Genomic DNA, 26039 nt, shown 5'->3' with positions numbered 1-26039 from the left:
GTCGGGCAAATGACTGATGATTTGATGTTTTTTTAAAATGGATAAATTGGTCTATACAACTATACTGATTTTTGTTATGCTATTGTCGAGAATAGTAGTGAAAGGGTGGATGACTGATGATGGTGATTATTAACGCACACCTCGTTTCTGGACAGGAGACGTGGGAACGCGGTTATGTTCGGATAAACGGGAAAACGATTGAAGCGGTCGGGGCGATGGCTGACTATGAGGCTGGAGATGAGACAGTGATCGATGTCGCAGGAAAACTCGTGACACCGGGCATGATTGATATACATGTCCACGGGGGTTATGACGTCGACACGATGGATGCGGACCGAGACCGGTTACGTTTCCTCAGTCAATCGATGCTCGCCGAAGGAGTGACCTCGTTTTTTGCGACGACGATCACGCAGTCACCGGAAGAAATCACCAAGGCGCTCGAGTCTGTCCGTGACGTCATCGAGTCAAACGAGACGACGGTTGCCGGTATCCATCTAGAAGGACCGTTCGTCAACGTCGAGAACGCGGGGGCTCAACCGGCAGAATATATTATCGATCCTGACGCTGAACAGTTTCGCATCTGGCAAGACGAGGCGGGCGGTCACATCCGACTCGTCACGTACGCACCGGAACGTCCGGGCGCACGAGAGCTTGAGCGAGTAATGATTGAATCGGGTGCCATCGGCTCAGCCGGTCATACGAATGCGACGTTTGCCGAGAACAAAGCGGCTGGCGTGAAGCACGGCACACATTTATACAATCAAATGCGCGGGCTGCACCACCGTGAACCGGGGACGGTCGGTTACTGCCTGCTAGAACGGGACGTCATGGTTGAAATTATTCCGGACGGGATTCACAGCCGTCCCGAGATGGTCGATTTCGCGTATCGCTTGAAAGGCGCGGACGGTCTCGTCGTCATCACGGATGCGATGCGGGCGAAAGGTCTTCCGGACGGGCGTTACGAGCTCGGAGGACAACCGGTCATCGTCGAGGATGGCGCAGCGCGGCTTGAAGCCGGTAACTTGGCTGGAAGTGTGTTGACGATGGACGCGGCGTTCCGCAACATTATCGCCTTCACCGGGTGCACGATTCAAGAAGCCGTGAAGATGACGTCCGCGAACCAAGCCGCGGAGTTTGGCATGAGTAAAAAAGGGTCAATCGCAGCCGGGTTTGATGCGGATCTCGTCATCTGGGACGAGTCATTGACGGTCGAGCAGACAATTCACCAAGGACGCATCGGATTTGAGAAGGAGGACGTGAAATGAATATATTAGTAGCGAAGACACCAGCGGACGCTGAACAGATTGCCTATACGCTCATTAAAGAGCGATTGGCCGGGAAACGTGAGTTCGTGCTCGGGCTGGCGACGGGGAGCACGCCGGTCGGGATGTATAAGATGTTCAAGCAGGACCAGCTCGATTGCCGCCATGTGACAAGCGTTAATTTAGACGAATATATCGGGCTTGCTCCGAGTCATCCTCAAAGCTACTATCATTTCATGGAAGAACGTCTGTTCAACGATGTTCCGTTCAAAGAAAGCCATCTTCCGCGTGGTGACGCAAAAGATCCTGATGCTGAAGCGGAGCGGTATGAACAGCTCGTCCGATCAATCGGTGTCGATCTTCAACTGCTCGGGATTGGTGAAAACGGGCATATCGCGTTCAATGAACCGGGGACGGCGCTCGATGCGAAGACGCACGTGACAGCGCTCACTGAGTCGACGCGGGAGGCGAATCGCCGCTTCTTCGATGCAAGCGAAGAAGTCCCGACGCACGCGATCACGATGGGACTCGATACGATCATGAACGCGCGCGAGATTGTTCTCGTCGCAACGGGAGACCGAAAAGCGAACGCGGTCCATCACATGATCGAGAGTGTGCCGTCTGTCGATTGGCCCGCGACGATTTTGCAGGCGCATCCGAGTGTCACGATCGTACTTGATACCGAGGCGGCCTCACAGTGCGCGCAAGCTTTACAGGCACGCGGAAGTGAAGCAGCCGCAAGGTTCTTCTCGATCCGCTCATAACCGTTCAACCTGGGGACGCACGTCCCCAGGTTTTTTTGGTTGCGATTATGGGAAATTGTATGGAAATGAGTTTGTCATCAAAACGTTTTCGACAAAACTCGAGGATTCCTCTATAATAAGTGAAGCTCGTATCATTCGACCGTGAAGGAGAAAAACATGAACTCAAGAACCCAGGCGCGTAGACGGCGTAAAGGTCCGTCTACGTTTTATAAAGTGTTCAGCTCGCTGATCCTCATTGCCGTCATCGTCGGCTCTAGCATGTATGGGGCGGCTTTTTATAAAGCGCACAACATGTTGTCCGGCACACAAGTGACGCTCGAGGACGATCCGACGATCGAACCGACCCGGTTTGATAAAGAGGACACCGAAAGTTTCCTCGTGCTCGGGACCGACCTCTCCCCGCAAAAGAAAGCGCGAGGGGAGTTCGGTCGCTCTGACGTCATGATTGTCGTCATTTTGAACAAGGAAGACAAGCAGACGACGATGCTCAGCATTCCGCGAGACTCGTACGTCAATATCGATTACACAGGATTCGATATCCCTTACGGTAAGACCGGTCTCGATCAAGACAAAATCACGCACGCCTACTATTTCGGATCGATGGACGAGTCGGATCCGAACAACGGTATGCGCATGTCGACGAATACGGTTGAAGACCTAGTCGGTGTTGAAATCGACCACGTCGTGTCGCTCAACTTCCAAGGATTCGTCGACTTCATCGATGCTGTCGGAGGCGTCGAAATCGACGTTCCGTTCTCGTCTGAACAGAAGAGTTATGACGCATCCCGTGAAGCCGTCCAAGTCGAAGCCGGCCTTCAGCAGTTGTCGGGTGAAGAAGCACTCGCTTATGTCCGAAACCGCTATGACGACCCGCGCGGGGACATCGGGCGCGGCCAACGTCAAATGGAAGTCATCAACGCCGTGCTCGAGCAGTCGCTCGGCACGTCATTGATCAACAACTATGATAAAGTGCTCAAATCGGTCGGTGACAATATGCAGACGACGCTTGGACCGAACGACTATATGCGTTTGATCGAAGACGTCGGTGCCCTTAACAACACGGTTCAATATCAATTGACCGGAGAAGGTGCGCGTGGCAATGACGGCCACTTCTATTACTTCTTGAACGAACCGTTGCTCGACGAGGTCCGGTACCGTGTGCAACAAGCGGATTCCGGCAACGAAGTCGAAGCGATGACGGAGACGGAGCTCGAGTCTTATATGCTCGACCCGTCCGGCATCACATACGAAGCCCAATAAAAAATGGTTTGCCCTCAGCGGGGCAAACCATTTTTTTAGGTGCGTTCCATCGCGACAGTGAACGAATACGCATCGCCGCGGAACAAAGAACGACTGTATTCGAACATGTCGCCGTTCTCGAGATACGTCCGTTGGTCGATCAATAGGACGGGCGCGTTCGGGGAGATGGTCAACAGCTTCGCTTCAACAGGTCCGGCGCTTCGGGCTTCGAGCGTCTGTGTCGCGTTTTTCAAACGCAGTCCGGACTGTTCGGCGAACTCATAAATCGAGCCGACGGCATCTGCCTCGGTCAGTTCGGGCAATAAGGCGACCGGGATATAGGCGGTCTCTAAAGCGAGCACGTCCTCGTCGGCGAGTCGGAGACGCTTCATCTCATAGACCGGCGTACTGGCTGCGACATTCAATTTCTGCGCGATTTTATTCGAGGCCGGAATCGTGTCGAATGACAATAGACGGCTGAACGGGCGCATGCCCCGGTGTTTGATTTCTTCTGAGAAACTCGTCAAACCGGACAACGCCATCGTGATTTTTTTACTGGCGACGAACGTACCACGTCCTTTTTGACGGCTCAAATAACCGGCGTTGACGAGGTTTGTGATCGCCTGGCGCACCGTCATCCGGCTGACGTTATACCGCTCCGAGTATTCCCGTTCGGACGGGATCGATTCGCCGGGTTGGAGCTCGCCAGCGTCTATTTGTTGCTTTAAATAAGCTTCGATTTGATAATAAATAGGTAGCGGGGACTTTTTATCAATCTGTAACATACATATCGCTCCTGACCTAAGGGTAAGTGTTACTTATTATAGACCAAATCAGACTAGTTGTCTGAACATATCATGCAGAAAAGGTGGCGACCAATATGAACTCATGGCAATTTGAAACGACGGTGACAGCGCAGCGGGAAGATGAGCGGGGCACGTGGATCGCGCTTGCAGCAACACATTTTTACGCGGAAGGTGGCGGACAACCGGCCGATACAGGGACGATTGGCGGACAAGCCGTTTTAGATGTGCAACGTGACGACTCGACCGTGTGGCACCTCGTCAACGAGCCAATCGACGAAGCAACGGTAGTGATCGGTCAAATCGACGCAGCGACACGTCACGACCACTCGATCCAACATACGGCGCAACACGTGCTGACGGCCTTGCTTGAAGACCGATACGGTATCGAGACGCTCAGTTTTGGAATCAGTGCTGACGATTCATCGATCGAGATCGCGGCCGAATCATTCGATTGGGAGTTAATCGAAACGTTAGAACGTGACGTTCAGCAGATCATCTTCGACAACCGACCGATTCATATTTTTGAATTACAGGATGGCGAAGTCGAGCATGACCGGTTACGTAAAGCGACGGATCGCACCGGCACGATTCGGATCGTCGAAATCGATGGACTCGATTATAACGCTTGCGGAGGGACGCATGTGTCGACGACCGGCCAGCTCGGGATCATTAAAGTGACCTCGATGAAAAAAGTGCGGGGAAACGTTCGTTTGACGTATGTCGCAGGGATGCGGGCACTAACGGTCATCCAATCTTCGCGCACCGCGCTACGGGCGATCCATCAAACGTTGTCGACGACGAACGAGACGGTCGCGGCCCGTGTCGCCGAAGAGCGGACGGCGCGACTCGAACGTGAAAAAGAAGTGAAGGTGCTCGAGGCCCGGGTCGCCAAGGCAAAAGTCGCAGCATTCTTACAAGAGGACAATTACGTCATCACGCACATCGGCAAGACCGAGGCGGAGACGCTCACGACGATGATCGTCGAACGGATCGCGGCGACCGGACGGATTGCCGTCGGTGCCAATCATACCGGACAAAAACTGTTACTCATGCATGACGGGACGCATGACATCGCCATCGGCAAGTTTTTAAAACGGACGTTAGACGACCTTGGCATCGGTCGGGGCGGTGGCAGTCATAAACAAGCCCAAGCCCGCTTCGAATCGATCGTCGACCTAGAACGGGCCACGGCAGAAGTCGTCAAACGGTTACAGGAAGGAGTGGTGTCATGTTGACGATTGAACACGGCAACGACACGTCGCTCATCGAACGAGCCCGTTCCGTACGGGAGGTTGTCTTTATCGGCGAGCAAGGGATTGACCCGGCGCTCGAATATGACGACCTCGATCCAATCTGTATCCATTTTGTCGGGATGATAGACGGGGAGCCCGTGACGACGGCACGACTGCGACCAATCGGAGACGGTGTCGGCAAAGTCGAACGGGTCGCCACGCTCGCATCGGCGAGAGGGAACGGATATGCGAAAAAGCTGATGCTCGAAATCGAGGATGTGGCGCGCGAGAGCGGGCTGCATGAGTTGAAGCTCGGCGCTCAACTGACGGCGCTCCCGTTCTATGAACGGCTCGACTATACGACGTTCGGTGACGAGTTTTTAGACGCCGATATCCCGCATCGGATGATGAAGAAGTCGTGGTGATTATTTTTAGAAAGTTTCTTTTTTTCTAAAAAAAGGTTGGCAAGCCGGGAAGCATTTGTTATAACTAAAACTAACAACTGACAGATAGAGGTTGCGAATGACATGAGTAAGCTTGATTGAAACGGACGCATTCCGGATCGAGCCGAAAGGGGAAATTCGCCGAAGTCAACGTTCGCATGCGTACGAACGAAGGCTGGGGTAGTCGTGAACAACGCCTACACTGCCATGGATGAAATGCCATGGAGCGCTATCTACGGAACGATTTTTTAATCGTTTTTCAACTGCGCGTACAAGCGGCAGACCGTAGGGAGAGTGCTTCCTACCGGTCTGCCGCTTTTTCTGTTGGTCGACATCATGAAAGTGGGGAACCTGATGACAACCGTACTAAAATTTGGAGGAAGTTCTGTTGCCACAATCGAACAGATTCAGGCAATTTCTGAATATTTACAGACACGAGTCGTCGCTGGCGAGAAACTCGTCGTCGTCGTCTCCGCGATGGGGAAAACGACCGATTCACTCCTGTCACTCGCAAAACAAATTACAGAGCGTCCGATGATTCGTGAGCTCGACCGCTTGCTCGCCGTCGGAGAAGAACAGACGATCAGTCTACTCAGCATCGCCTTGAACTCACGAGGCGTCGCCGCCATCTCGCTCACGGGGCAACAGGCCGGGATCGACACGATGGGCATTCACACGAAAAGTAAGATCAAAGCGATCCGGAAAGAAGTGTTGGAAGAAAGGCTCAGAACGAATGACGTCGTCATCGTCGCCGGCTTCCAAGGCGTCAACGAGTTCGGGGATGTAACGACGCTCGGACGCGGTGGTTCGGATACGACAGCCGTCGCACTTGCCGCCGTCCTCAGTAAACGTTGTGAGATTTATACGGACGTCGCCGGTGTCTATACGGCCGACCCGCGTATCCATAAGACGGCACGGCGCCTAGATACGGTCTCCTATGACGAGATGATGGAAATGAGCGCACTCGGCTCGAAAGTGATGGAAATGCGCAGCGTCGAGCTGGCCAAAAAATATGATGTGAACATCTTTGTAGGGAAGACGCTATCGAGCGAAGGAGGAACATGGATCATGGATATGACACAGGCGATGGAACAAAAAGCGGTGACGAGCGTGAGCGTCGTGAAAAACGTGCTCAGCGTCTCGATCAAACATATTCCGCATTCAGTGGCAGGGGTTGCCGATATTTTCGAGAAGTTGTCACAGCGTCACGTCAATATCGACATGATCAGTCAGACAGCGTTCGACGGTGAAGTGTTCCTGTCGTTCACTTGTCCACTTGACGAGGAGGCGTTCCTCGAAGAAGCGCTCGCCGAACTGACGGAGGCGTTCCCGCAAATTAAAATCGACCGTCATACCGAACATGCGAAAATCTCGGTCGTCGGGATCGGCATGCGCGACGCGACCGGTGTCGCAGCCGGATTGTTCGCCACGTTCCGTGAGAGCGGGATCCCGTTCTATCAAGTCACAACTTCAGAGATCAGCATCTCTTACACGATTAACGATCAAGACGTCGAAGCGGCGGTCGCGGCCATCGCGGAGCGTTTCCATTTATAAGGGGGAGTTACCATGTACAACGTTGCCGTCATCGGTGCGACAGGCGCCGTCGGTCAAAAAATGATCGACGTGCTCACAGAATATGAGTTTCCAATCAACGAACTATTACTATATGCGTCAGCCCGCTCGGCTGGGAAAACAGTCGAAGTGAACGGTCGCGACATCGTCATCCGTGAACTGTCGGACGCGATTTACGCAGACGCGATCGACATCGCCTTGTTCTCGGCCGGTGGTAGCATCAGTGAACAGTATGCACCGCGCCTGAGTGAACAAGGGGTCATCGTCATCGATAACTCGAGCGCGTTCCGGATGCAAGCAGGAATCCCGCTCGTCGTACCAGAAGTGAACCGAGTCGAACTGGGCCCGGACAAGATGCTCATCGCCAATCCGAACTGCTCGACGATCCAATCGGTCGTCGCCCTCGCACCGCTCGCAGAAGTGTACGGATTGACACGCGTCGCCTATACGTCTTACCAAGCCGTCTCCGGTTCGGGACAAAAAGGCATCGAAGACCTCGAACGGGGCGCCCGCGGTGAAGAGCCGCAAAACTACCCGTATCCGATCTACGATAACGTGCTGCCGCATATCGATGTCTTCCTCGAGAACGGCTACACGAAAGAAGAACAGAAGATGATCGACGAGACACGCAAAATTTTGAACGCACCAGAATTAGGTGTGACGGCGACGTGTGTCCGCGTCCCGGTCCGTAACAGCCACGCCGTCTCGATCACGGTCACGCTCGATCGTGAAGCGACGCTCGCGGAAGTGAAGGCGGTCCTCAGTGACGCGCCAGGCGTCGTCCTCATGGACAACCCGAGCGAGCTCGTCTACCCGACGCCGCTCGATGCGAACGGGACGGACGAAGTGTACGTCGGTCGCGTCCGCCGCGACGAGTCGCAACCGAACACGTTCCATCTCTGGTGTGTCGCCGATAACGTTCGCAAAGGGGCGGCGGCGAACGCCGTTCAAATCGCCCAGTGCATGATCGGGCAAGTCGCTACGAAATAAGGGGGAAATCATATGTTCACAGGAGTCGCTACAGCACTCGCTACACCGTTCCAAACGGACGGTCAGTTAAATCTCACAGCGTGGGAAGCATTGATTGAAGATCAAATCAAAGAAGGCGTCAGCGGTCTTGTCATCGGGGGGACGACAGGCGAAGGGATGACGATCACGGACGAAGAGTTCGAGACGCTCCTCACGAAGGCGATCGAAGTCGCCGCCGGTCGTGCCGTCATCATCGCCGGGACAGGGTCGAACAATACGGCGTTAAGTATCACGAAGACGAAACGGGCGGCAGAACTTGGTGCCGAGATGGCGATGGTCGTCACGCCTTACTATAATAAGTCGACCCAAGCGGGGCTGATCGCCCACTTCACGGCGATCGCCGACGCGTCACCGATTCCACTCATGCTCTACAACGTCCCGTCACGGACAGGCGTCGCGCTCGATCCGGCAACGGTCGGTGAACTCGCCGAACACCCACAGATCGCTGCGTTGAAAGAAGCGAGCGGGGACATCTCGGTGATGGCGCAAATGATGGCCCACTTGCCGGAAGGTTTCCCGGTCTACTGTGGAAACGACGACCAAATCCTGCCGTACATGGCATGGGGCGCCCAAGGTGTCGTCTCGGTGCTCTCGAACGTGTATCCGGGAGCGACGGTCGCGCTCGCCGAAGCGCTTCTCGCCGGAGATTTAGAGACGGCCCGCACATGGCAGATCCGCTTGCTTCCGGTCATCGATGAACTGTTCGCCGAAGTGAACCCGATCCCGGTCAAGGCGGCGTTGAACGCACGCGGCTTCGAATTTGGCTCGCCGCGCCTCCCGCTCGTTCCGATGAGCGCGACGGCCGAGGCACGTCTGTTGTCGGCGATGGAGCAGTTTAATGAGGTGAGACAGTGAACTTGTTAATTCACGGATACGGCGCGATGGGGCAGATCGTTGAAGAAGTCGCGCTCGCTCAAAACTTGAACGTCGCGGCCATCGTCTCACCGGCGGGCGGCGATCATCCCGTTTCACTGAAAGAAGTTGACGCCGCGATCGACGTCGTCATCGACTTCTCGAACCCGGCGCTGCTTGATGACGTGCTCGCGTTCGGGAAAGACAAGCAAATCCCGCTCGTCATCGCGACGACGGGCTTCTCGGAAGCGGAACTGGCAAAGATCGAGGACGCATCGAAACAGATCCCGATCTTCCAGTCGTATAACACGTCTTACGGGATTGCACTGTTGAAGCAGTTGCTTGACCAGCTCGTGCCGCTCACGCTTGGTTATGATATCGAAGTGATCGAAGCGCATCACCGTAAAAAAGTCGACGCGCCGAGCGGGACGGCTGAACTGCTCGCCCGTGCCATCGAGGCTAAGCGGGACGTGACGCCGGTGTACGAACGTGCGTCACGCCGTGAGGCGAGAGGTGCCGACGAACTTGGCATGCACTCGGTCCGCGGCGGTACGATCTTCGGTGAGCATACGGTGCTCTTCGCCGGAGACGATGAAATGCTTGAATTAAAACATACGGCCCTGTCGAAACGCGTCTTCGCGAACGGGGCACTCGCCGCGGCGGCGACAATTCTCGACCGCCCAGCCGGATTATACAATTTAACGAACCTATACGAGGAGGCCACTCATGTTACTCACAAACGCTTATGAAATCGCACAATACATTAAAGATGCCAAGAAAGAAACGCCAGTCAAATTGTACGTCAACGGTCAGTTGGCAGGTCTAACAATCGAAGAAGCAAAAGCATTCGGAACGGACGAGTCGAAACTATTCCTCACGACGGCTGAACGTGCGGCCGCTTTCCTTGAAGCGAACGCGTCAGTCATCACCGACTCGCACCTCGAGTTCGACCGCCGCAACAGCGCCGTGCCGATGCTTGACACGACGAAGTTGAACGCCCGCATCGAACCAGGTTCGTTCATCCGTGACCACGTTCAAATCGGCAACAACGTCGTCGTCATGATGGGGGCGGTCATCAATATCGGCGCCGTCATCGGTGACGGGTCGATGGTCGACATGAACGCCGTCATCGGCGCCCGCGGCACACTCGGTAAAAACGTCCACCTTGGCGCTGGCGCAGTCGTCGCAGGTGTCCTCGAGCCGCCTTCAAAAGATCCGGTCATCATCGAAGACGGGGTCATGATCGGTGCAAACGCGGTCATCTTAGAAGGTGTCCGTGTCGGCGAGAATGCGGTCGTCGCAGCAGGCAGTGTCGTCACAGTCGACGTCCCGGCAGGAAGTGTCGTCGCCGGCACGCCAGCCCGTGTCATCAAGCAAAAAGATGAAAAAACAGCAGAAAAAACACAACTAGTGGATGACTTACGCTCCCTGTAACGTATAATAGACAGAAAATATCAAAAGTGAATGGGAGAGTTGAACAATGGAACAATATGGACAATGGATGTGGAAAGACGGGGCTTGGATCGAGCCGAGTGACGCGAACACGAGTATCATGACGCACGCGATCCACTACGGTAGCGGGTTCTTCGAAGGAATTCGGGCGTATCACACAGAGGAAGGTCCAGCCATCTTCCGACTCCGTGAACACTTGGAGCGACTCGTTCGTTCGTGTGCTTACTATCACGTCGAACTACCGTACACGGTCGACGAGCTCGAACAAGCGACGATCGAATTGATCGAACGCAACGGCTTTGAAGCGTGTTACATCCGTCCATTCGTTTTCCTCGGCACACCTTGGCAGGCACTCATGCCGACGCAGGAAACGAAAGTACACGTTGCCATCTCATGCTGGCCGCTCGGCGAATATTTCAGCAAGACGGTCGGTATCCGGGCGAAAGTCGCGTCATATCGCCGCGTCTCGTCGACGATGATGCCGATGCAAGCGAAAGCGGCAGCCAACTATATGAATTCGCAACTCCTTAAAGGAGAAGCGGTCCGAGACGGGTATGACGAAGCGATTGCCCTCGACATGAACGGAAACGTCAGCGAGGCGAGCGTCGCCAACATCTTCCTCGTCAAAGGCAATAAAATTTTCACACCGTCACTCGACTGTTCTGTCCTCGACGGCATCACGCGTCAAACGGTCATCGATCTTGCCCGTGAAGAAGGGTTCGAGGTCATCGAGCGCCATATCGGACGTGACGAATTGTATGTAGCAGATGAGATCTTCTTGACGGGTACAGCAGCTGAAGTGACGAGTGTCATCGAAGTCGACAATATCTCGATCGGCGGCGGGGTCCAGACGGTCGCAACGACTATGCTCGCCCGTTACCGCGAGACCGTGACGGGACTGATCCCGGCACATCGCGATTGGATCACGTTCGTCAAAGAAGCAGTCAAAGAATAAGGGAGCAATGTGTATGGGAGTCACAATTGACTTAAACGCGATTCGCGAGAACAAACGTCGGATCGAGGCACTCGGCCGACCGGTGTTTGCCGTCGTGAAAAACAACGCCTATAACTTAGGGATGGAGCCAGTTGTGACGACACTGTACGCAGAGGGGGTGCGTCACTTCATGGTGACGACGCTCGAGGAAGCGACAGAAGTGCGGAGTCATGCGGAAGAGGCGCGTGTCTTGGTCATGAACCCGGTCTATGATTGGGCAGCGGTCCATGCCCATCGCCTCGATGTAGCAATCGGTTCGTACGATTGGCTCGTCTCACAACGCCATGAGCTCGACGGCGTCCGTCTTCATTTGAAGCTCGACGTCGGCATGAACCGGTTCGGTGCGAAGACGTTCGAAGAAGCGCTCGCCATCTTAGCGTTCTGCCAAGATGAAAAGCTCAATCTCGTCGGTTTATGCACACACTTTCCGCTCGCCGACGCCGATAACGCCGAAATCGAGCACAGCGTCCATGTCGAACGGTTTGCCGACTGGTCGACGCGTCTGATCGAACGGCATTCGTTTGAAGTCGTCCATGCCGCCAACAGCGCGGCGACGCTTCAAGCCGATCCGCGTCTCGGGCACTGCACGCACGTCCGGGTCGGAATCTTTCTCTACGGCTACTCATCGGTCGAGGCGGTCGATTGGCTCGTCCCGGCGTTTCATTGGGAGACGGAAGTCGTTGCCGTGCACGACATCGAGGCCGGCGCACACGTCGGCTACGGGACGGGCTACACGGCACCGTCGAAAGAGCGGATCGCCGTATTGTCAGTCGGATATGGTGATGGCTTGATGCGGGCTCGCCGGCATTTGCCGGTCCACATTAATGGACGGGCGTTCCTGTTCGTCAGCAATATTTTCATGAGCCACAGCTTCCTCCGCGTCGACGAGACGGTTCAAATCGGCGACCGGGTCGAGCTGTACGGTAATGAGACGAAGATCGATGACGTGACCCGGACCGGGCACGCCAACAACTCGGAACAACTATGCGCACGCTCATGGCGTGTCCCGCATCGCTTTGAAGGAGGCATTTTATGTACACCAGCAACCAATCCGTTTGTATGATCGAGGGCGTATCCGTCCAAGAACTTCAAGCGACGTACGGGACACCGCTCTATATCATGAGCGAGCCAGAACTTGAAGCTCGGCTCGGGCTCGTCCGGAGCGCATTTTTAGATAAGTATCCGAACACGTACGCGCTCTATGCGTCAAAGGCGATGTCGATCGCGGCCGTGTATGAGAAAGTCATGACGGCGGGCTTGAGCATCGACGTCGTCTCACGCGGTGAGATGTTCGTCGCGCTCCATGCCGGTGTCCCGGCTGACCGGATTCACGTTCACGGGTCAAATAAGACGGTGCAAGACATCTCGTTCGCGCTCGAGAACGGCATCACCCATTTCACGATCGACAACATGCGTGAGATCGGTCTGCTCTCGGGTCTCGCTGTAAAGCATGATGTCGATGTCGACGTCTTGCTCCGCATCGTCCCGCAAGTCGTCGGAGGCGCCCACGAGGCGATCCAGACGGGTGGGGTCGATACGAAGTTCGGTTTCCCGACGCATGACGACACGTATCTCGAAGCGGTTCGGGAAACACTCGCAACGGAACGTCTTCATCTGAAAGGGATCCATTGTCACGTCGGGTCACAGATTCAAGAACCGACGCTGTTCATCAATACGGTCAAGACGATGGTCAACTTCATCGAGACGATTCGTCGGGAGACCGGCTTTACGGCTGATGTGTTGAACATCGGCGGTGGCTTCGGCGTCGCCTATCTCGAGACGGACGACCCGCTCGACTTTGCCGCTACGATGACGCAAGTGATGGATACGCTCGTTTCAGAAGTGGAGCGATTCGGTCTACCGCTCCCGAAAATTGGCATCGAGCCGGGACGTTGGCTCGTCGCCAACGCCGGTGCGACGCTGTATGAAGTCGGGACTGTCAAAGACGTGAGCGGTGTCCGCACATACGTCTCGGTCGACGGCGGCATGACAGACAACATCCGCCCTGCCCTCTATGATGCCGAATATGACGTCATTGCGGCGACGCGGATGGATGAAGCGAAGACGCTTGAAGCGAAGATCGTCGGGGCATGCTGCGAGTCGGGAGACATCATCTCGAACCGTTCGCTCATCCCGCCGGTCGAAGCCGGGGATCTTCTCCTCGTCAAAGCGACAGGCGCCTATAACTTCTCGATGGCGAGCAACTATAACCAAATGCTCCGCCCGGCCGTCGTGTTCGTGAAAGACGGGACACATCGTCTCGTCGTCCGCAGACAGACACTCGAAGACTTGGTCGCGTGTGAAGTGATTGGACAATCGACATAATTTTGTAGGTAGATAAAGAAAAGGGGTTCAGTCATAAACACGACTGAACCCCTTTTCGTATGAACGACCGATGCGACCTTACCGAGTCGATCTATCAGGTTAATCTAGTTGTGCGTTGACTTCCGCTTCATAACAATCAACGAGCTCGTTGTTGTCGTCTGTCTGGTACTTCTTTTCCAACTCAAGTTTCAACTTTAGCCAAATCGTATTCTTTTCATAAAGGTCTCGATCGAACTGATGATTTAGTTGTTGCAGCGACAAGCCGAGGGCGCTCGCGTAGGCGAGATGACTCGGTAAATCACTCCGGTCCGGTCCTTGTTGAATGTAACGGTCAATTTCTTCTTCCGTTACGTGAATGTTGTACTGCTCTTTTGCGACCATTTTCCATGCGATGTCATGCTTCATCGCTTCCGTTGAGAGCGTGATGACTTGTTCATCCGTCAAGTCGGTTTCATAATACAGTTTCTCTTGGGACAATGTCCGAATTACCCACTTTCGTAACGGTTCCTCAACGTCGAACTGGTTTGCTTCGATGATGACGTCGTCAAACAGTGCTTTATAATCTTCGAACGCGAAGTTGTCTACGATTTGGCGTTGTTCTTCTTCGCTCTTCATGTCAATCGTCAAAGGTGACGATGTCGCGGATTGACATGCTGTTGTAAAGATGACGAACGAGAGCGTACATAATAGAAACGATTTGAAACGTGGGGGCACGGTGATCCTCTCCTTATCTGTATCGTCTTCAAACGGAGTGCAAGTTTCAATCAAAAGAACAGTCTAGTCATTTCTATATACGGGACGATGAGCTACCAAGTTCCCATGCTTTTCGGTCAAATTGCTACACGTGAGAACCGTTTTCACTTATGATGAAAAAGACTACATCAGGGGAAGTGATTTCTAATGGAGAAGACAGTCGGACAACAGTTGATCGAGTCGCGGCGGACGATTCGGATGTTTGTAGAGGAACCGCTTGATACGGCATTGCTGTATCAGTTGCTGACATCGGCCCACCAAGCGCCGTTTCATAACAAAGTCGAGCCGTGGAATCTTTATTTGTTCAATGGAGACGGGAAAGGCGTGTTGTTAGACGCGCTCGAACCGGCGTTTCAAAACGGTCCTGAGGCCAAGCGAGAGAAGATTACCGGACGAATCCGCAACGCGGCGGCGTGTGTGTACGTGACGACGAAGCCGTTTGAGACGGAGAAAGGGCAAAAGGATGCACTGCTCGCGACGGCGACGTTCATCCAGAACTTCCATTTGCTCTGTGCCGAGCAAAACATCGGGCTCGTCTGGCGGACGGGCGGTATCTTCGAAGACGCTCGCCTGCAGGAGATGATCGGGGCGGACGGGGAGACGTTCGTCGGTCTGCTCCAACTCGGACGATTTGAAGACGTTCCGCCGACGAAGGCGCGGCAGTCGCTTGATGCGTGTTTGACGATCTTCGAGTGAACATGAAAAAGCTCGAGCACGGCGTGGCCGCACTCGAGCTGGATGTATAAACAGGCTGAGACGTTTAAAAACGTCTCAGTTTATTTTTTGAGCTTGCCAGCAAGCCAGTTTTGAATGACATTCGTCGGAATCATGGTAATTATTTTCCCCCAGTTTGAGTTTCTTCTTCTATGTCATTATCCGATTGCATCCGTTCCCAAACCTCTCGATGTGTACCTTTTAGCGTATCATCGAACGAATCATCGATGTGAAGGCAATAGCTCGGGTTAATGGACGAGGCGTACAGGTCTAACATGAGTTGTGCATGGTTTGGATACATACAATTGGCCCCTTTCAACACGTCGGCTTGACTACATCCTCAGTATACAAGGGAAACATGAAGAAAAATCGGGGTAATCGTTAACAATTTATGAATCTTGTAAACGCTTTCACAAACTTTGTGTCGGTGTTAACGGTTCACACGTGTTCAAATACTGCTCGGCCCGCTTCGCATACTTGTTGACGGTCCGTTCCATGATGAAGCGGTCTTCGTCATTGAGCGGACGGACGACTTTGGCTGGTACGCCCATGACCATGACACCTTCCGGAATTTGCATATTCGGTGTGACGAGGGCGCCGGCGGCAACGAACGAGCCTTTCCCGACTTTCGCACCGTCAAGCACGGTCGCATGCATCCCGATGAGACAGCCTTCCTCGATCTCACACCCGTGAATCATCGCCATGTGACCGATCGAGACACGGTCATGGATGATTGTCGGTGATCCTTCGTATTGATGGATCATCGACCCGTCTTGAATATTGACGTAAGCGCCGATCTGGATCGGACCCTCGTCTCCACGGATGACGGTGTTGAACCAGACGCCGGAATGGGCTCCGATCGTGACGTCACCGATGACGTGGGCGCCAGGCGCGACGAATACCGTCTCGTCGACTTGTGGGATCAGGTCTCCTAATTTGTATTGCATATGTGTAACCCCTTTCAATTAGATATGCTTTCATTGTCGCACAACTACAAAAAGAAATTGCACCCGAAAGATTATTCTTGATAAGATAGGTAAAATACGTTGCAAAAGGAGACAGACAGATGGAAAAACAATATTTGATCGACATTGCCGCCAAGAAAAAGAAAGCGGCGGTCGTCTTTAAGGACGTAGCGGTCATCGACGTCTATAGCCGCGAGACGATTCGCACCGATGTCGCCATCGACTCGGGCTATATCGTCGCCATCGGGGAAGGTTACGAAGGGGAGACGGAATATCATGACCCGTCTTGGACGCTCGCTCCGTCATTCATCGACTCACACGTTCACATCGAGTCGTCGATGGTACCTCCGCATGAGTTTGCGAAAGCAGTCCTGCCGCTCGGTGTGACGACGGTCATCGCCGACCCACATGAGATCGCGAACGTCAACGGTGCGCTCGGGATCGAGTATATGCTTGCCGATGCGAACGGGTTGCCGCTCGACGTCCGGATGATGCTCCCGAGCTGCGTCCCGGCGACGCCGTTCGAACACGCGGGCGCCAAACTGTACGCCGAAGACCTTGCGCCATTTTTAGGAGACCCAGGGGTGCACGGTCTCGGGGAAGTGATGGATTATCCATCGGTCGAAGCCGGAAGCGAGGACATGCTCCAAAAAATCGCACAAACGGAACTCGCGGGAAAAGTCGTCGATGGTCACGCGTCAGGCCTCAATCCTGATCAGTTGAACGTGTACCGGACAGCCGGCATCATGACCGACCACGAATGTACGACGGCAGAAGAGGCGATCGAGCGGGTCCGTCGTGGCTTTTACGTCCAGATTCGCGAAGGTTCGGTCGCGCGAAACGTCGAAAAAGTGAGTCGGGCCATCACCGAAAGTAACGCCCACCGCTTCTTGTTCTGTACGGACGACAAGCACCTCGATGATCTCGTGGCAGAAGGTGGTATCGACTATAACATCCGCATGGCAATCCGTCAGGGCGTCAAGCCGGAGACAGCATACGCCATCGCCAGCCTTCATGCGGCCGAAGCATACGGCTTGAAAGACGTCGGTGCGATCGCGCCGGGCAAGAAAGCGAACTTTGTTATCTTGTCAGACGTCGAATCGGTTAACATCGAAACCGTCTACGTCGATGGTGAAGTAGTCGCTCGAGCGGGGAAAGCCACGTTCGAGGCCGAAGGGATTGAAGTGCCGAAGCCGATGAAAGGTGAGCTCAAACTCCCGGACCTGACAACTGACTCGTTCCGCTTGCCGATCAAGGAAGAAGCGGTCGATGTCATTCAAGTGTTGCCGAACAGCCTGTTGACGAAGCACGTCCGCCACGTGTTCAATCCGGATGAATCGGGCGCTGATCTTAACGAGGACATCGTGACGCTCGCCGTCATCGAGCGGCATCACGGGACGGGCCATATGGCGCTCGCACCGGTGACGGGCTTTGGACTCAAACGTGGTGCGCTCGCAGCGACTGTCGCCCACGACAGCCATAACCTTGTCATCGCCGGTGTCAGCCCGGAAGACATGTTACTGGCTGCAGAGACGCTCGAGAAGGTCGGTGGCGGTGTCGTCGCCGTCTCGGAAGGGGAAGTGCTTGCCGTCTTGCCGCTCGAGATTGGGGGGCTCATGACGAGGCGTCCGTATCATGAAGTCGCAGACGTGCTCGAACAGCTGAACGACGCACTTGACGTCGTCGGGGCTCACCGTCACTTCAACCCGTATTTGACGATGTCGTTCCTGGCACTTCCCGTCATTCCCGACTTGAAGTTGACGGACATGGGACTGTTTGATGTGACGACGTTCTCATTTATCGAAAATTGACTCGGTCTAACGTATGATTTTCGTAAAGACCAACCCGAAACGATTGAATGCGTGCGCTTAAGTTGATATAGTTACAACAAGTTTCATCGGTACAAATTGAAAGGGGGGATATAACAGATGGAACAAGTTGCTTACAACCGGTCGTATGATGAACATGAGGATTTGATCAATTCTGTGTATCGTGCCTTCAAGGACCGATGTGAAGAATTGCCTAGCGAGACGCAGACGAAGCGACGGTTGCGCCGTTTGATTTTATTGACGATCAAAGATCATACGTCATCGCATGCCGAACGGTTCGTGCTTTATCATTTCTTTAGTGATTTCTTTAAAGCCGTTGAGTCAAACGACCAAGCCGCGCTCGCTGTATTAAAACAAATCGTCCGTGACTAAAAAAACTATTGATATGTTACTGTAACCTATGATAATTTAGACGTAACTTTAAATGAATATTCGTGCTATCGATGAGGTAGAGGTGCGATGCTGATGAGTAAGTAGTCCGAGGATGACAACGGTGAAGACTACAGAAAGGCAGAATCGCCGAAGTGTAAAGTCATGTCTCTGACTTTATGCTGGGCTGACGGGAAACACCCGTCAGACTGCCATACATATATTACGTATGGAGCGCTCCAAGTCGGCTAAGAAAGACGGAACATCCAGCGAGGGTGTCGGCTTTGTTGCCGATGCCCTCGCTTTGCGTTTTTTTAAGCATTGGGGGGCCTCATCTCAAACAGAAGAGGAGGAAATCAGCATGGTAGATTATTCAACATCGGTACTTTCGTTAGTACCGGCACTACTCGCCATCATTATGGCGATCACAACTAGGAAAGTCATTCCGTCACTCGGTGTCGGGATCATCGCAGGGGTCTTGCTCCTTCATAGCTTCAATCCGCTTGAATCGATTCAGTACTTATGGTCGAACGTCATCGCCTTGTTCTGGGCAGATGGTGCCATAAACGAATGGAACGTGCTCTTGATCGCGTTCTTGCTCTTGCTTGGTATTTTATCGTCGATCATCCAAACATCGGGCGGCGCTCGCGCGTTCGGTGAATGGGCGGCTTCTAACGTCAAAACGGCGCGCGGCGCGCGCCTCGTCTCGTTCGGTCTTGGAATCTTGATTTTCATCGACGACTATTTCAACAGTCTCGCTGTCGGGAACATTAGCCGACCGCTGACGGATCGCAAGAAAGTATCGCGCGCTAAACTCGCGTATACGATCGACTCGACGGCGGCTCCAGTCTGTGTCATCAGCCCACTTTCGAGCTGGGGTGCCTACATCATCGCCATCATCGCTGGTATTTTAACGAAGTACTCAATCGACAGCTACTCGTCGTTCTCGGCGTTCATTCAAATCATCCCGATGAACTTCTATGCCATCTTCGCACTCATGTTGACGGGGTACGTCGCTTTCACAGGGCTTGCCATCGGACCGATGCGGACGCACGAGCTACGTGCGCTTAAAGGCGAGCTCTACGATGTGTCGAAAGGTGCACCGATGGGAATGAGTGAAGACATTAAAGAGCATGATGGTGGGAAAGTCCGCGACTTGATCGTCCCGATCATCGTCTTGATCATCGCGACCGTCTCGGCCATGCTTTACACAGGTGGCCAAGCGCTTGCTGCTGACGGTCAAAGCTTCTCGCTGCTCGGAGCGTTCGAATCGACGGACGTGACGCGTTCACTCGTTGCCGGCGCGGTCATCAGTTTGATCGTGGCGTTCTTGCTTCTCATCGGTCGCAACATTCCAGCTGTAGACTACGGTCATGCAGCGTGGGCCGGTATCCGGGCCATGTGGCCAGCCGTACTCATCTTGCTGTTCGCTTGGACGATCATTGCCGTCATCGGGGATATGAGAACTGGTGATTACTTGGCAAGCTTCGTCACAGATACGATCGCGGCGTCATACTTGCCGCTCATCTTGTTCGCGATCGCCGGTCTCATGGCGTTCTCAACAGGTACGAGCTGGGGGACGTTCGGTCTCATGCTACCAATTGGTGCTGATTTGATCATGGCGGTCGACCCAGAGCTGTTGCTCCCGACACTTGCCGCTGTGCTCGCAGGTGCCGTGTTCGGTGACCACTGTTCACCGATCTCGGATACGACGATCCTCAGTTCGACGGGTGCCGGGTCGCACCACATCGACCACGTGTTGACACAACTCCCGTACGCGTTAATCGCGGCAGGAGTGTCGGCGGTCGGTTACTTGGTGCTCGGAATCACAAGCTCGATGTGGATTGGATTCTTCGCGGCGTTCGCGACGTTCGTCGTCGCTCTCGTGATTGCTCAAATCATCTCGAAGCGCGGCCAAGTGCCGGCAGAGATGCGTGCTGAGCGTGAAGCGTAAACAGCTCGTCTAACAATCCGAAAAGATGTGTGTCACGAATCGCGTGACACACATCTTTTTTGTATGGAATGTAAAAACAAATCCTGCCGCTATGCGACAGGATTTGTTTTTTAGTTAACGTCCAACCACTTGAAGCTAGCGTCAGCTCCGAACGGATGGCGGTACATGTTTTGAATGTTTGAGCGCTCGAGGTAAGCTTCACCTTTTTGGTAGATCGGTGCGATCGCGAAGTCGTCTTCGAGCAAGATGCGTTCAGCTTCTTGCATCGTCTCCCAACGCTTCATTTGATCAGCTTCTTTCTTCGCGCTTTGGATTAACTGATCGTACTCATCGTTCGAGTACGCCATCCGGTTGAACGGACCGTCTGTGATCCACATGTCGAGGTACGTCATTGGATCCTGATAGTCAGGGCCCCAGCCGGCAGCAGAGATATCATAGTCGCCTGCACCTTCAAGCTCGAGGAAGTTTTTGAACGGCTGTTGTTTGATGTTAAGCGTGAGTCCAGGCAAGTTCTTCTCGAGTTCACCTTTGATGTACTCGTTGACTTTCTTGAACGCTTCTTCATCACGTGAGAGGAATTCGAGTTCGATCGTCTCGACGCCGAGCTCGGCAAGTCCTTTATCCCAGGCAGCTTTCGCTTCGTCGACGTTGTAGCTTTGAAGATCAGGATACTTCTCGCGGAAGTCAGCTCCGTCTTCCGTGAACGTGAAGTCTTTAGCGACGATGAAGTTGGCCGGCTGTGAACCGTCTGTCAAGATGACGTCGGTTACGCCTTGCTTGTCGAAACCTTTCGCCAACGCTTCACGAATATTCACGTTTTGGAGTGCTTCATTCTTTTGGTTGAAACGAAGGAAGTTGATCCGTGCGTCAGCACGTGTTTTAAACTCTTCTGCTTCTTGGAATTGTGGAACGAATTCAGAAGACAAGAGCGTATAGTCGACTTCACCTGACTCGAACAAGTTGACACCGGTCGCGACTTCTTTGACGACTTTGACGTTAATCGTGTCCATCTTGACGTTTTCAGCATCCCAGTAGTCTGGATTCTTTTTATAAACCCAACCTTCGTTGTCTTGCCAGCTATCAAGTACGTAAGGGCCGTTGTAGAGCGTTTTATCGACGGCTGTCGCGAACGACTCGCCTTGTTCTTCGACGAACTCTTGTTTTTGCGGCATGTACGTCGGGAATCCTGTCAACCCGAGGAAGTATGGAGCCGGTGCTTCCAATTGAACTTCAAGCGTCTTCTCATCGACTGCTTTCGCACCGAGTGAATCGAGTTCAGCTTCGCCGCCGAGGATTTTGTTGGCATTCTTCAAGTCTTGAAGGATGTATGCGTACTCGGCACCCGTTTCAGGGTTGAGGGCACGTTTCCACGAGTAAACGAAGTCTTCAGCCGTTACTGGTGAGCCGTCTGACCAGTTGGCGTCACGTAATTTAAATGTGTATGTAAGACCGTCTTCCGAAATCTCGACGTCCTCAGCAATACCTGGTACTGGTTGGTTGTTTTCATCAAGACGATACAGTCCCTCGAAGACGTTGTTCGTCACGATGATCGATGTCGAGTCGGTCGTGAGTGTCGGGTCAAGCTGTGGCAAATCAGTTGCCGAAACGAGCGTGACTTCTTTTTTCGCGTCACTTGATGACGATCCGTCCGTCGAATCTGTTGCCTCTTCTCCACCGCCACACGCTGCTGTAGCAAGCAAAGCGACACCCGATAAAGCTAACCATTTTTTATTCCGCATTGTCTTACCTCCCGAAAATTCTGATTGTTTCGAATATATTGCAATTAAACTACAAACAGAATGAATGCGCAATAAAATTTTTTAAATTATTCGAAAATACAAACATTACTGAAATACCTATCTAAACGTTCCTTTATTCAGTAGAATGAGAAAATCGTCGAATGTTTATACATTATGTGTGTATAGTTATTCGATAAATGTGAACTAATGTTGGAGGGTTTTGAATGAAGTCACAATCAGCCGGAATCGGCTTTTTCGGGCTTGCTGCCATGGTCGTCGGGACGATGATTGGCGGAGGAGCTTTTAATTTGCCAGGAGCGATGGCCCAAGGTGCCGGGGTCGGGTCAGTGATGATCGGTTGGACGATCACAGGGGTCGGTATGATTATGCTGGCGTTCGTATTCCAATTTTTGGCGGATTCACGTCCTGAACTTGAGGGTGGGATTTATGCCTACGCTAAAGAAGGGTTTGGGAAGTTCGTCGGCTTCAATAGCGGCTGGGGTTATTGGATGTCCGCTTGGATCGGGACGGTAGCGAACATCACGCTGATCTTTAGCACGCTCAGTTACTTTTTCCCGATTTTTTCAGCAGAGCATCGATCGTTCCGGTTAGTGATGAGCGCGTTCTTCATTTGGGGGCTGTTCTGGCTCATCTCCCGAGGGATGAAGGAGGCGGCGCTCTTGAACATCGTCACGACGATTGCGAAGCTCGTCCCGATCTTCTTGTTCATCGTGCTCATTTTGTTTGCGTTCCAGATTGAGACGTTCCAAATCGATGTTTGGGGCGAGTCTGGTTTCAGTTGGTCGCACGTGTTTCCCCAAGTGAAATCGACGATGCTCGTGACGCTTTGGGCGTTTGTCGGCATTGAAGGCGCGGTCGTCTTATCGTCGCGGGCGCGCAATAAGCGCGATGTCGGGCGGGCGACGGTGATCGGCCTCATCGGGACGCTGTTGATTTACATGATGATTTCAATCTTATCCTTCGGCGTCATGACGCAAGAACAACTCACGGCGCTCCCGGAACCGTCGATGGCGTACGTGCTCGAAGCGGTCGTCGGTCCGGTCGGTGCGACGATCATCAATATCGGTCTGCTCGTGTCGCTCGCTGGGGCGTTGCTCGGGTGGACGATATTGGCGACGGAGATCTCCTACGTGGCGAGCCGGGACGGTGTGTTCCCGAAATTGTTCAATCGACTCAATCGAAATGATACGCCGGTGAGCGCCTTGTTCATCACGCAAGCGTTCACGCAAGCAGTCACGGTCATCGCCTTGTTCTCGGAACAGACGTACTTGGTGCTCTCGAGCATCGCCGGTATCGCCGCGCTCGTGCCTTACTTATTCTCGGCCTTGTTCGGCTGGAAAGAGGCACGGCGGACTGGTGTTCGGAAAATGGTCCTCGTTTCGAGTGTCGCCTCGCTCTACGCGGCATGGTTACTCTACGCATCCGGGATTGAATACATGCTCATCGCAATGATTTTGTATGCGCCGGGAATCTTCGTTTTCATGCTCGCAGAACGGGAGCAAGGACGGAAGTTCCTAAGCGGGATCCAGTATGCGATTGCGACTGTCATCATCCTCGCGGCGACTTATGGTGTGTACGGACTATGGACGGCTGCGATTAGCCTCTAATCAAAAGAAGCACCGGTCGTCGAGATGACGACCGGTGCTTCTTTATGTCTCGTTATTCGTGAGCAACCGGACGACTTGGTCGGGTGGCATTGGTTTGGCATATAAAAATCCTTGGAACGAGTCGCAATCGGTCTCTTTTAAATGGTCGAGCATGATTTGGTCTTCGACGCCTTCGGCGACGACGTGAAGGTTCAAACTCTTGCCGAGGTGGACGATGACGTCGAGCAAGTGAGACTTCGACGTCAACCAGTCGTCGAGGAACACTTTGTCGATCTTCAGCTCGTCGACCGGGAACGATTTCAAGTATTGAAGCGACGAGAAGCCGGTTCCAAAGTCGTCGATCGACAGGCGGTAATCGAGCCGTTTGATTTGATTCATCCGAGCGATGGTTTCTTCCGTCTGTTGCATGACGAGACTTTCTGTGATCTCGAGAATGACGTCGGACGGGTTCAAATCGAGTTGTTGCTTGATGTTTCGGAGCGTGTTGATGAAACTCTCGCTGCGGAACTGGTTCGGCGAAATATTGACCGCCATCGATAGAGGATGATTGACGAGCGGTTGCCACGCCTTCAGTTGCTTGGTGGCCTCAAGAATGACCCAGTTGTTGATCGGGACGATCAGCGCCATCTCTTCAGCGAGCGGGATGAACTCCGAAGGCGGGATTTGCCCGAGTTGGTCGTGATGCCAGCGCAGTAACGCCTCAAATCCAATCAGCTTATCCGTTTTCAAGTCGAACTTCGGTTGGTATTCGAGATAAAAATGTTTTTCTTCGAGCGCTTGGTACAGCGCTTTTTCGATATGGACTTGTCTTGAGAACGCATCGTCCATGTCTTTCGTGACGAATTGGATCGTCCCGACACCGATGCGCTTGCCTTTGAACAAAGCGCTCTCGGCCCGGGTGTACAGCTCGTCCAACGAATTAGTGGCCGATGGGTAGAACACGCAACCGATCGAGATCGATAACATGATCGAATGGTGGTAAATCCGGAACGGTCGTTGCAGTTCGTGTTGCAGTTGACGAAGCAGCTGGAACACTTCTTCTTTTGATTGTTCAAAGAAAAGAATACCGTACAAGCCGCCCGAAGGATGGAACATGACACTCGACTGGGGCAGGAAGCGTTCAGCCCGGTCTTTAATTTGGAGCAACAGTTCATTGCCGACGCGTGAACCGAACGACTCGTTGATAATTTTGAACCGATCGATATCGAAGAGGGCGACGTGCAATAACCCGTTATGTTCTTTCACGTCAGTAAGTGAATGCGCATATTGGCGCAAGAGCCCTTTTTTATTTAACAGCCCGGTCAAATCGTTGTGATAGGCGAGGTAGTTCACTTCTTGTTCGAGACGTTTTTTATCAGACACGTCGAAACCAAACGCCGTGTACTGGGCGATTTCGCCGTCTTCACTTAAAATCGGTACAATCGTCAAGTTGAGCCAGCAGATGTTCGTCACATGTCGTTGCGATCGAACCGGCATCTCGCCGTTCCAAATTTGATCGGTCGTGAGCGCTTGACGTACCACACCCGCAATCGGATCATCTTCAAAGGATGGGTGAATGAGCTCGAACCAGTTACGACCGATGAATTGTTGGTCAGGTGCCCCGATCAAGTCGCACAACAGCGGATTGATCTCGGTGATCTCGCCACGAGCGTTGGCTGCCAAATAATAAGTCGAATGCTCGATCATCGCTTGGAAGTGGTGGAGCAGGTTGAACTGCTCGGTGCTGATGAGCGGACCGAAGCCTTTCGGTAGGAAGGCTAAAAAATAGCCGTTGACGTCGTTGATCGAAAAAGTTTGTAAGTAAGCGGTCGCATAGACGACCGAGCCGTTTTTATGTTTAAACGCCGTCAACGCCGTCGTCGAGAATGGATATTGAAGGAGCAATGGTGACCACGTTTCAAGCGCCTGCTCTAAATGTTGGACGACGGGTAATGCGTGGTGAAGTACCTCGTCACGCTCCCAACCGAACAGCGTCTCCGCTTGTTCGTTCCAAAGAAGGACGGTGCCGTCAAAATCGATGTAACAGCATGGGATCGATAGGGCATCGATGAACGTATCAATCGGCAAATCACGCAATGAAGTCACACAAATTCCTCCAATCTACATCAAATAAGTCAT

Annotated in this window: 23 protein-coding genes and 2 riboswitches; of the genes, 18 read left to right on the top strand and 5 right to left on the bottom strand. The window is 53.2% G+C overall.

The window, feature by feature from the left end; all coding sequences use genetic code 11:
* Positions 1-116 precede the first annotated feature (116 nt).
* From nagA to EVJ29_RS11010, 3 genes are all read left to right on the top strand, one after another.
* Entirely contained in the window at positions 117-1265 is a 1149-nt protein-coding gene (gene nagA, locus EVJ29_RS11020) for an N-acetylglucosamine-6-phosphate deacetylase (protein ID WP_131505109.1), read from the top strand.
* On the top strand, positions 1262-2026 hold the full coding sequence (gene nagB, locus EVJ29_RS11015; RefSeq protein ID WP_131465764.1) for a glucosamine-6-phosphate deaminase: 765 nt from the start codon (positions 1262-1264) through the stop codon (positions 2024-2026). Before nagA ends, nagB begins: the two co-directional genes overlap by 4 nt.
* A 156-nt stretch (positions 2027-2182) precedes the next feature.
* Positions 2183-3286, top strand: coding sequence for an LCP family protein (locus EVJ29_RS11010; RefSeq protein ID WP_131505108.1), 1104 nt, complete (start codon positions 2183-2185; stop codon positions 3284-3286).
* Positions 3287-3321: 35 nt separating this feature from the next.
* Here EVJ29_RS11010 and EVJ29_RS11005 read toward each other — a convergent pair whose 3' ends face one another.
* The gene (locus EVJ29_RS11005; RefSeq protein ID WP_131456711.1) at positions 3322-4050 is read right to left on the bottom strand and encodes a GntR family transcriptional regulator; all 729 of its coding nucleotides are present in this window, start codon (positions 4048-4050) and stop codon (positions 3322-3324) included.
* A 95-nt stretch (positions 4051-4145) separates the two neighbouring features.
* Here EVJ29_RS11005 and EVJ29_RS11000 point away from each other — a divergent pair, with 95 nt between their 5' ends.
* The 10 genes from EVJ29_RS11000 to lysA all read left to right on the top strand — a co-directional run bounded on the left by EVJ29_RS11000 (position 4146) and on the right by lysA (position 13970).
* The gene (locus EVJ29_RS11000) at positions 4146-5306 is read left to right on the top strand and encodes an alanyl-tRNA editing protein (RefSeq protein WP_131465762.1); all 1161 of its coding nucleotides are present in this window, start codon (positions 4146-4148) and stop codon (positions 5304-5306) included.
* Positions 5300-5728: a GNAT family N-acetyltransferase gene (locus EVJ29_RS10995; RefSeq protein ID WP_131465760.1), complete on the top strand. Its 429-nt coding sequence runs from the start codon at positions 5300-5302 to the stop codon at positions 5726-5728. The genes EVJ29_RS11000 and EVJ29_RS10995 overlap by 7 nt, the downstream gene beginning before the upstream one ends.
* Before the next feature lie 77 nt (positions 5729-5805).
* Positions 5806-5986, top strand: a riboswitch (Lysine riboswitch).
* Between the two features lie 114 nt (positions 5987-6100).
* The gene (locus EVJ29_RS10990; protein ID WP_070328972.1) at positions 6101-7300 is read left to right on the top strand and encodes an aspartate kinase; all 1200 of its coding nucleotides are present in this window, start codon (positions 6101-6103) and stop codon (positions 7298-7300) included.
* Positions 7301-7312: 12 nt separating this feature from the next.
* Positions 7313-8308 (top strand): aspartate-semialdehyde dehydrogenase, encoded by a 996-nt coding sequence (locus tag EVJ29_RS10985; RefSeq protein ID WP_131465758.1) that lies wholly within the window; start codon positions 7313-7315, stop codon positions 8306-8308.
* 12 nt (positions 8309-8320) lie between these two features.
* Entirely contained in the window at positions 8321-9202 is an 882-nt protein-coding gene (gene dapA / locus EVJ29_RS10980; RefSeq protein ID WP_070328830.1) for a 4-hydroxy-tetrahydrodipicolinate synthase, read from the top strand.
* The gene (gene dapB, locus EVJ29_RS10975; RefSeq protein ID WP_070328831.1) at positions 9199-9948 is read left to right on the top strand and encodes a 4-hydroxy-tetrahydrodipicolinate reductase; all 750 of its coding nucleotides are present in this window, start codon (positions 9199-9201) and stop codon (positions 9946-9948) included. The genes dapA and dapB overlap by 4 nt, the downstream gene beginning before the upstream one ends.
* The gene (dapD, locus tag EVJ29_RS10970) at positions 9926-10633 is read left to right on the top strand and encodes a 2,3,4,5-tetrahydropyridine-2,6-dicarboxylate N-acetyltransferase (protein ID WP_070328832.1); all 708 of its coding nucleotides are present in this window, start codon (positions 9926-9928) and stop codon (positions 10631-10633) included. The genes dapB and dapD overlap by 23 nt, the downstream gene beginning before the upstream one ends.
* 46 nt (positions 10634-10679) lie before the next feature.
* On the top strand, positions 10680-11606 hold the full coding sequence (locus EVJ29_RS10965) for a branched-chain amino acid transaminase (RefSeq protein WP_071399081.1): 927 nt from the start codon (positions 10680-10682) through the stop codon (positions 11604-11606).
* A 13-nt stretch (positions 11607-11619) separates the two neighbouring features.
* Entirely contained in the window at positions 11620-12708 is a 1089-nt protein-coding gene (gene alr / locus EVJ29_RS10960; RefSeq protein WP_131505107.1) for an alanine racemase, read from the top strand.
* Positions 12678-13970, top strand: a complete 1293-nt coding sequence (gene lysA / locus EVJ29_RS10955) for a diaminopimelate decarboxylase (protein ID WP_236633520.1) — start codon at positions 12678-12680, stop codon at positions 13968-13970. Before alr ends, lysA begins: the two co-directional genes overlap by 31 nt.
* 99 nt (positions 13971-14069) lie before the next feature.
* On the opposite strand, the gene EVJ29_RS10950 is transcribed toward lysA, so the two are convergent.
* Positions 14070-14684 (bottom strand): hypothetical protein, encoded by a 615-nt coding sequence (locus tag EVJ29_RS10950; protein ID WP_131505106.1) that lies wholly within the window; start codon positions 14682-14684, stop codon positions 14070-14072.
* Between the two features lie 186 nt (positions 14685-14870).
* Here EVJ29_RS10950 and EVJ29_RS10945 point away from each other — a divergent pair, with 186 nt between their 5' ends.
* On the top strand, positions 14871-15419 hold the full coding sequence (locus EVJ29_RS10945) for a nitroreductase family protein (protein WP_131465752.1): 549 nt from the start codon (positions 14871-14873) through the stop codon (positions 15417-15419).
* Between the two features lie 428 nt (positions 15420-15847).
* Here EVJ29_RS10945 and EVJ29_RS10935 read toward each other — a convergent pair whose 3' ends face one another.
* Positions 15848-16384 carry a gamma carbonic anhydrase family protein gene (locus tag EVJ29_RS10935; protein WP_070328839.1) on the bottom strand — a complete coding sequence of 179 codons (537 nt, stop codon included), beginning with the start codon at positions 16382-16384 and terminating at the stop codon, positions 15848-15850.
* A gap of 119 nt (positions 16385-16503) precedes the next feature.
* Between EVJ29_RS10935 and ade the strand changes: the two genes are divergently transcribed.
* The 3 genes from ade (at position 16504) to EVJ29_RS10920 (ending at position 20554) form a co-directional block, all read left to right on the top strand.
* Positions 16504-18213, top strand: a complete 1710-nt coding sequence (gene ade, locus EVJ29_RS10930) for an adenine deaminase (protein ID WP_131505105.1) — start codon at positions 16504-16506, stop codon at positions 18211-18213.
* 117 nt (positions 18214-18330) lie between these two features.
* Complete coding sequence (locus EVJ29_RS10925; RefSeq protein ID WP_070328841.1) at positions 18331-18603, top strand: hypothetical protein; 273 nt, start codon at positions 18331-18333, stop codon at positions 18601-18603.
* A 69-nt stretch (positions 18604-18672) separates the two neighbouring features.
* A riboswitch (Lysine riboswitch) is annotated at positions 18673-18848 on the top strand.
* A 113-nt stretch (positions 18849-18961) separates the two neighbouring features.
* Positions 18962-20554: a Na+/H+ antiporter NhaC family protein gene (locus EVJ29_RS10920; RefSeq protein ID WP_131465748.1), complete on the top strand. Its 1593-nt coding sequence runs from the start codon at positions 18962-18964 to the stop codon at positions 20552-20554.
* Positions 20555-20664: 110 nt separating this feature from the next.
* Here the strand turns inward: EVJ29_RS10920 and EVJ29_RS10915 are convergent, their stop codons facing one another.
* Positions 20665-22293 carry a peptide ABC transporter substrate-binding protein gene (locus EVJ29_RS10915; protein ID WP_131465746.1) on the bottom strand — a complete coding sequence of 543 codons (1629 nt, stop codon included), beginning with the start codon at positions 22291-22293 and terminating at the stop codon, positions 20665-20667.
* Between the two features lie 224 nt (positions 22294-22517).
* On the opposite strand from EVJ29_RS10915, the gene EVJ29_RS10910 reads away from it, so the two are divergent.
* Positions 22518-23921, top strand: coding sequence for a basic amino acid/polyamine antiporter (locus EVJ29_RS10910; protein WP_131505104.1), 1404 nt, complete (start codon positions 22518-22520; stop codon positions 23919-23921).
* A gap of 42 nt (positions 23922-23963) precedes the next feature.
* Here EVJ29_RS10910 and EVJ29_RS10905 read toward each other — a convergent pair whose 3' ends face one another.
* Entirely contained in the window at positions 23964-26006 is a 2043-nt protein-coding gene (locus EVJ29_RS10905) for an EAL domain-containing protein (protein WP_131465744.1), read from the bottom strand.
* Between the last annotated feature and the right edge of the window lie 33 nt (positions 26007-26039).

Origin of the sequence: Exiguobacterium sp. SH4S7, assembly GCF_004336795.1 — a bacterium.
In the GTDB taxonomy this organism is placed as follows: Bacteria; Bacillota; Bacilli; order Exiguobacteriales; family Exiguobacteriaceae; genus Exiguobacterium; species Exiguobacterium aurantiacum_A.
Note: the sequence above shows the minus strand (reverse complement) of the source record. Positions and strands in the feature narration are given on the sequence as shown.

Bases quoted from the DNA above. Each gene is read 5' to 3' on its own strand.
- dapD (WP_070328832.1), top strand. From the start codon at position 9,926: ATGTTACTCACAAACGCTTATGAAATCGCACAATACATTAAAGATGCC.
- alr (WP_131505107.1), top strand. From the start codon at position 11,620: ATGGGAGTCACAATTGACTTAAACGCGATTCGCGAGAACAAACGTCGG.
- nagA (WP_131505109.1), top strand. From the start codon at position 117: ATGATGGTGATTATTAACGCACACCTCGTTTCTGGACAGGAGACGTGG.
- EVJ29_RS11005 (WP_131456711.1), bottom strand. From the start codon at position 4,050: ATGTTACAGATTGATAAAAAGTCCCCGCTACCTATTTATTATCAAATC.
- ade (WP_131505105.1), top strand. From the start codon at position 16,504: ATGGAAAAACAATATTTGATCGACATTGCCGCCAAGAAAAAGAAAGCG.
- EVJ29_RS10935 (WP_070328839.1), bottom strand. From the start codon at position 16,384: ATGCAATACAAATTAGGAGACCTGATCCCACAAGTCGACGAGACGGTA.
- EVJ29_RS10965 (WP_071399081.1), top strand. From the start codon at position 10,680: ATGGAACAATATGGACAATGGATGTGGAAAGACGGGGCTTGGATCGAG.
- EVJ29_RS10985 (WP_131465758.1), top strand. From the start codon at position 7,313: ATGTACAACGTTGCCGTCATCGGTGCGACAGGCGCCGTCGGTCAAAAA.
- EVJ29_RS10990 (WP_070328972.1), top strand. From the start codon at position 6,101: ATGACAACCGTACTAAAATTTGGAGGAAGTTCTGTTGCCACAATCGAA.
- EVJ29_RS10925 (WP_070328841.1), top strand. From the start codon at position 18,331: ATGGAACAAGTTGCTTACAACCGGTCGTATGATGAACATGAGGATTTG.
- nagB (WP_131465764.1), top strand. From the start codon at position 1,262: ATGAATATATTAGTAGCGAAGACACCAGCGGACGCTGAACAGATTGCC.
- EVJ29_RS11010 (WP_131505108.1), top strand. From the start codon at position 2,183: ATGAACTCAAGAACCCAGGCGCGTAGACGGCGTAAAGGTCCGTCTACG.
- EVJ29_RS11000 (WP_131465762.1), top strand. From the start codon at position 4,146: ATGAACTCATGGCAATTTGAAACGACGGTGACAGCGCAGCGGGAAGAT.
- EVJ29_RS10915 (WP_131465746.1), bottom strand. From the start codon at position 22,293: ATGCGGAATAAAAAATGGTTAGCTTTATCGGGTGTCGCTTTGCTTGCT.
- EVJ29_RS10910 (WP_131505104.1), top strand. From the start codon at position 22,518: ATGAAGTCACAATCAGCCGGAATCGGCTTTTTCGGGCTTGCTGCCATG.
- EVJ29_RS10920 (WP_131465748.1), top strand. From the start codon at position 18,962: ATGGTAGATTATTCAACATCGGTACTTTCGTTAGTACCGGCACTACTC.
- lysA (WP_236633520.1), top strand. From the start codon at position 12,678: ATGTACACCAGCAACCAATCCGTTTGTATGATCGAGGGCGTATCCGTC.
- EVJ29_RS10995 (WP_131465760.1), top strand. From the start codon at position 5,300: ATGTTGACGATTGAACACGGCAACGACACGTCGCTCATCGAACGAGCC.
- EVJ29_RS10945 (WP_131465752.1), top strand. From the start codon at position 14,871: ATGGAGAAGACAGTCGGACAACAGTTGATCGAGTCGCGGCGGACGATT.
- dapA (WP_070328830.1), top strand. From the start codon at position 8,321: ATGTTCACAGGAGTCGCTACAGCACTCGCTACACCGTTCCAAACGGAC.